We start from the raw sequence: 6,077 nt of genomic DNA, 5'->3' as shown, positions 1-6,077 counted from the left end.
CGCGTCTACGACGTGGCCCGCGAAACCGAACTGGAGCGCGCGCCGAATCTGTCGGCACGTCTGCGCAATCCGGTGTATCTGAAGCGTGAGGACAACCAGCCGGTGTTCTCGTTCAAGCTGCGCGGCGCGTACAACAAGATGGCGCATCTTCCGGCTGAAGCGCTGGAGCGTGGGGTGATTACGGCATCGGCGGGTAATCATGCGCAGGGCGTCGCGTTGTCGGCGGCACGCATGGGTGTGAAGGCGATCATCGTAGTGCCGGTGACGACGCCGCAGGTGAAGGTCGATGCGGTACGCGCGCATGGTGGGCCGACAGTCGAGGTGGTGCAGTTCGGCGAGTCGTATAGCGACGCTTATGGCCATGCGGTCAAACTGCAGGAAGAGCGCGGCCTGAGCTTCGTGCATCCGTTCGACGACCCGTACGTGATCGCAGGGCAAGGCACGGTCGCGATGGAAATTCTCAGCCAGCATCAGGGGCCGATTCACGCGATCTTCGTGCCGATCGGCGGCGGCGGACTCGCGGCGGGCGTGGCTGCGTATGTGAAATCGGTGCGCCCGGAGATCAAGGTGATCGGCGTACAGACCGATGATTCGTGCGCGATGGCCGCCTCGCTCAAAGCAGGAGAGCGCGTCACGCTGAACGAAGTCGGACTGTTCTCGGACGGCACGGCGGTGAAGCTGGTCGGTGAAGAAACCTTCCGCCTGTGCAACGAATATCTCGACGACGTGCTGCTCGTGAACACCGACGCGCTGTGCGCGGCAATCAAGGACGTCTTCCAGGACACCCGCAGCGTGCTCGAACCGGCTGGCTCGCTAGCCGTTGCGGGCGCGAAGCAGTATGCCGAGCGCGAAGGCATCGAGAACCAGACGCTGATCGCGATCACGTCGGGCGCGAACATGAACTTCGATCGCATGCGCTTTGTCGCCGAGCGCGCCGAAGTCGGTGAAGCACGCGAAGCGGTGTTCGCGGTGACGATCCCCGAAGAGCGCGGCAGCTTCAGGCGTTTCTGTGAACTGGTCGGCACGCGCAGCGTCACCGAGTTCAACTACCGGATCGCGGACGCGAACTCGGCGCATATCTTCGTTGGCGTGCAGATCAGGAACCGCAGCGAGTCCGCGCAGATCGCGGGCGCCTTCGAAGCGCACGGCTTTGCGACCGCGGACCTGACCTTCGACGAACTCTCGAAGCAGCACATCCGCTACATGGTCGGCGGGCGCTCGCCACTCGCGCATGACGAGCGCCTGTTCCGCTTCGAGTTTCCCGAGCGGCCGGGCGCGCTGATGAAGTTCCTGTCGTCGATGGCGCCGAACTGGAACATCAGCCTGTTCCACTATCGCAACCAGGGCGCGGACTACAGTTCGATCCTTGTCGGCATCCAGGTGCCCGCGAGCGAGACCGACGCGTTCGAGCGCTTTCTCGCGACGCTCGGCTATCCGAACTGGGAAGAGACGCAAAACCCGGTGTATCGGCTGTTTCTTGCCTAGCCGACGTGATCGGGGTTTACCTTAAGCGCAATCGGCGTCGCGCGATTGCGCGGCGCTGCTCGTTGCGCCGCTGCAAGCCCCGCCAGCAAAGCGTTAGCGCGCGTTGTCACCCATTAGCGTCAGCGTCCCGGACATACTGTTTATCGGCATAAGCGATACAGCGTATCCGTCATATCGCGTTGCACGATACGGGCCATGATCGTCACACTGCGTGCAAATCAATCGCCGCATTCAGGAGACAACTCATGCGCACCCAAGTTGGCATCATCGGTGCCGGGCCCGCGGGCCTGCTGCTTTCCCACCTTCTTCATTTGCGCGGCATCGAGTCGGTCGTGCTCGAAACGCGCACTCGCGAACAGATCGAATCCACCATCCGCGCAGGCGTCCTCGAACAGGGCACGATGGATCTGCTGACCGAAGCCGGCGTCGGCGCGCGCATGAAAGCCGAAGGCGCGCTGCATCATGGCTTCGAACTGGCGTTCGAAGGCAAGCGCCGCCGCATCGATCTGACCGGACTCACAGGCCATTCGATCACGGTCTACGCACAGCACGAAGTGATCAAGGATCTGGTCGCGGCGCGCGTGGCCGCGAACGGCGCGCTGCGTTTCGGCGTGTCGGAGACGTCGATTCACGGCATCGATACCGACAAGCCGACGATCCGCTTTCGTCACGAAGGCGAAGCCTGCGAGCTGCAATGCGACTTTGTGATCGGCTGCGACGGATCGCAAGGCGTCTCGCGCGCATCGATTCCGCAGGCGCTGCGCAAAGACTATGAGCGTGTCTACCCGTTCGGTTGGTTCGGTATCCTGTGCGAAGGGCCGCCCTCGTCGGATGAACTGATCTATGCGCGCCACGACCGCGGCTTCGCGCTGATCAGCACGCGTTCGCCGAACGTGCAGCGTATGTACTTCCAGTGCGATCCGAAGGACTCGGTCGAGAACTGGTCCGACGATCGCATCTGGGCTGAACTGCACGCACGCGTCGATTCGCACGACGGGCAGAAGATCGTCGACGGCAAGATTTTCCAGAAAAACATTGTCGGCATGCGCAGTTTCGTGTCGGCCACGATGCAGCATGGCAGGCTGTTCCTTGCGGGCGACGCGGCGCATATCGTGCCGCCGACGGGGGCGAAGGGCCTGAACCTCGCCGTCTCCGACGTACGTGTGCTGACGCAGGCACTCAACGCGTTCTACGTCGAAAATCGCAGCGATCTGCTGGATGGCTACACCGAAACCGCGCTCAAGCGCATCTGGCGCGCCGAGCATTTCTCGTACTGGATGACCAGTATGATGCACCGTATCGAAGGCGCGTCGCCGTTCGAGCAGCAGTTGCAGGTGGCCGAGCTGGAATACGTGACCACCTCGCGTGCGGCGGCCACCGCCATGGCGGAAAACTACGTCGGCGTCGCTGCCGCGCACGCATAAGGCTAAGCGAGAGCCGGTAGTGCGCGCCACGCTGCGCATCGAATGACTAGTTCAATGATAAATCCCGATGCGCCGCGGCCTGAAACTCTGTAGGCGTGACGCCGGTCTGCTTGCGGAAATAGCGGCTGAAATAGGCTGCGTCCTCGAAACCGAGCGCATGTGCGATCTGTTTGATGGTCAAGCCTGAATAGACCAGATCGCGCTGCGCCTCGCGTATCAGATGGTCGTTGACGAGCGACATCGGCGAGTGGCCCAGTTCGTCGCGGCAGATACGGCCCAACTGCGCCGCCGTGATGCCGATTTTTTCCGCATAGAACTCGATAGGCTGATGCTCGCGAACGTGCGCCGCGACGAGTTCGCGCAGCCGTTTGATCTGCGCCGCGCGCCGGTCGTTGACTGTCGCGCCGGCAGTCGCGCTCGCCGCCGAAGCCGCGTCGGTCAAGCGCGCCACTTGTACAAAAAGTGCAATCATCAAGGACATGCCCGCGGCAATGTGGCCGCGCGCACTGCCGCGAAATTCCTGCTCCAGCAAACCGAATAGCGGCATCAGCGTGTCGTCGCCGACCTCGGGCCGCACGGGAATCAGCGTGGGCCGCTGCAGCACAGGCAACAGACCCGGTGACACCGCCTTTGAAATCGACGCCAAGGCCCGCTGCGCGGCGGTAATCACGAGCCCGTCGATCTCGGGCGAAAACACGAAACCATGCACCGTTTGCGCGGGAATCAGCACGAGGCAAGGCGGTTCGATTACGAGCTTTTCGCTTTCGATCAGCACGTGGCCCGTGCCGCTGCGAATATAAAGTATCTGCAGCAATGCGTCGTGCCGGTGAGCGGCGATATGCCAGTCGTTAGGACGGCTGCGCTCGGCGATCCATTCGAAATTGAACGCGTCGTACCAAGGCGGCCGAGCCGACTCGCCGTACAGGTCGTAGTTAGGGATTTTACTCATGCCGATTTGCCTCCTATGTACGAATTGTCCTGCGATGCGCCGCCTTTGTCCAATTTCGAGCGCATTCGCGCCGCTATACTTTTTTCCATGAAAAGCGCGCTGGGATAACGCGGCGCAGGTATCGGCGCTGCATGCCATACCGGCAATCAAAATCATGGAGATTCGGATGACTAATCAAATAGAGCAGGCCGATACGGATTCGAACCCGCGGCACTGGCTCGGCCTCGAAGGCAAGGTCTGCGTGGTGAGCGGCGCGGCCGGCGGCATCGGCAGTGCGATCGCTCACGTGCTGGGCGAGGCCGGCGCGCGGCTCGCGTTGCTCGACCGTGACGACGACAAGTGCCGCGCGCTTGCGCAAGCGCTGAACGCGAGCGGCATCGAGGCGCTCGCGCTGGCCTGCGATATCGGCGATATCGACAGCGTGCGCGGCGCCGTGCAGGGCGTCGAGTCGGCGTACGGCGTGGCCGATGTGCTGGTGAACAACGCGGGCCTGCTGCGTCCGGGCGGCATCGAAGAGATCGGGCTGGATGCGTGGAACGCGATGCTGCGGGTGAACCTGACCGGCTACATGCTGTGCTCGCAGCAATTCGGTCACGGCATGCTGAAGCGGGGCGCGGGCACGATCGTGCATGTCGCGTCGGTGGCCGCGCATCATCCGCAAACCTATAGCGGTGCATATAGCCCCGGCAAGGCCGGCGTGGCGATGCTGTCGAAACAGATCGCGGCGGAGTGGGGGCCGCGCGGCATCCGCAGCAACACGGTGTGTCCGGGCATGATCCGCACGCCGCTCTCCGCTGCGTTCTACGAGCATGGCGACATCGAGCGTCGCCGCAGCGCGATGACGGCTAGCCGGCGCATTGGCGAGCCCAACGACATCGCCGACGTCGTCGCGTTTCTCGCCAGCGCTCGCGCCGCCTATATGAACGGTGCGGAGATCGTCGTCGACGGCGGCCTCGAAAGCATGCTGATGGACCTCGTGCCGCGCCCAGGCTTTGAAGCGGCAGCGGCTGCGCCGGTCACCCGCTAACACCCGCATCAGGACAAGGACAAGGACGCACATCATGACTAACCCAACACGTGCAACCAGCAACGCCCCACTGACCTGCGACGTGCTCGTCATCGGTTCGGGCGCGGGGGGGCTCTCGACGGCCATCACCGCGCGCAAGCACGGGCTCGACGTCATCGTGATCGAGAAGGAGCCGTTCTTTGGCGGCACCACCGCGTTTTCCGGGGGCGTGCTGTGGATTCCGGGTAATCGTCACGCTAGCAGCAATCACGTGACCGACACGCGCGAGGCGGCGCTGACCTACATGCGTAACGAGACCGGCGCCTTTTTCGACGCCGCCGCTGTCGACGCGTTTCTCGATACCGGCGCTCACATGCTCGACTTCTTCGAGCGCGAGACCGCGGTCAAATTCGTGCCGACGCTCTATCCCGACTATCACCCGAACGTGGGCGGCGGCGTGGACATCGGACGCTCGGTGGTGGCCGCGCCTTTCGATGCACGCGCGCTCGGCAAGGACATCGTGCGTCTGCGGCCGCCGCTGAAGACGATCACGTTCATCGGCATGATGTTCAATTCGTCGAACGCGGACCTCAAACACTTTTTTAACGCGACGCGCTCGTTGACGTCCGCGCTCTACGTGGCGAAGCGCCTCGTGAGCCACCTCAAGGATCTCGCGCTGTACCGGCGCGGCGTGCAGGTCACGAGCGGCAACGCGCTTGCCGCACGGCTCGCGAAGTCCGCGCTCGACCTCGGTATTCCGATTCACACGAACACCGCCGCGCGCGAGCTGATTGTCGCGGACCAACGCGTGACGGGCGCGCTCGTCAGCGGACCAGACGGCGAGATGCGCATCACCGCACGGCGCGGCGTCGTACTCGCGTGCGGCGGCTTCTCGCATGACGTGGCGCGCATCGCCCGGGCGTATCCGCATGTGCGGCGTGGCGGCGAGCACGTGTCGCCGGTGCCGCCCGGCAATACCGGCGATGGCGTCAGCATGGCGGAACGGCTCGGCGCGAAAGTGACGATCCGTTATCCGCAACCGGCGGCCTGGATGCCGGTCTCGCGCGTGCCGATGCGCGATGGCAGTGTCGGGGTGTTTCCGCATCTGCTCGATCGATACAAGCCTGGAATCATCGGCGTGACGCGTGCGGGCAAGCGCTTCACGAACGAGGCGAATTCGTATCACGACGTGGGCGCGGCGATGATCGAAGCG

Annotated in this window: 5 protein-coding genes; 4 read left to right on the top strand and 1 reads right to left on the bottom strand. The window is 63.6% G+C overall.

Features of this window, described 5'->3' with window-relative positions; all coding sequences use genetic code 11:
- The coding region (gene ilvA / locus CIC12_RS30900; protein ID WP_168670009.1) for a threonine ammonia-lyase, biosynthetic at window positions 1–1,485 on the top strand (1,485 nt) is incomplete at its 5' end.
- Between the two features lie 245 nt (window positions 1,486–1,730).
- Window positions 1,731–2,909, top strand: coding sequence for a 4-hydroxybenzoate 3-monooxygenase (locus CIC12_RS30895; RefSeq protein ID WP_168670066.1), 1,179 nt, complete (start codon window positions 1,731–1,733; stop codon window positions 2,907–2,909).
- 46 nt (window positions 2,910–2,955) lie between these two features.
- On the opposite strand, the gene CIC12_RS30890 is transcribed toward CIC12_RS30895, so the two are convergent.
- On the bottom strand, window positions 2,956–3,858 hold the full coding sequence (locus CIC12_RS30890) for a helix-turn-helix domain-containing protein (RefSeq protein WP_168670064.1): 903 nt from the start codon (window positions 3,856–3,858) through the stop codon (window positions 2,956–2,958).
- Between the two features lie 166 nt (window positions 3,859–4,024).
- Here CIC12_RS30890 and CIC12_RS30885 point away from each other — a divergent pair, with 166 nt between their 5' ends.
- Together CIC12_RS30885 and CIC12_RS30880 are read left to right on the top strand one after the other, a co-directional pair.
- Window positions 4,025–4,885 carry an SDR family NAD(P)-dependent oxidoreductase gene (locus CIC12_RS30885; RefSeq protein ID WP_168670062.1) on the top strand — a complete coding sequence of 287 codons (861 nt, stop codon included), beginning with the start codon at window positions 4,025–4,027 and terminating at the stop codon, window positions 4,883–4,885.
- A 34-nt stretch (window positions 4,886–4,919) separates the two neighbouring features.
- Window positions 4,920–6,077: FAD-dependent oxidoreductase (locus CIC12_RS30880; protein ID WP_168670060.1), on the top strand; the 1,158-nt coding region annotated here is incomplete at its 3' end.

The sequence above is a fragment of the Paraburkholderia sp. SG-MS1 genome, assembly GCF_012275575.1.
GTDB lineage: Bacteria > Pseudomonadota > Gammaproteobacteria > Burkholderiales > Burkholderiaceae > Paraburkholderia.
The sequence above is the reverse complement of the archived record's forward strand: the minus strand, read 5'-3'. Positions and strand labels throughout refer to the sequence as shown.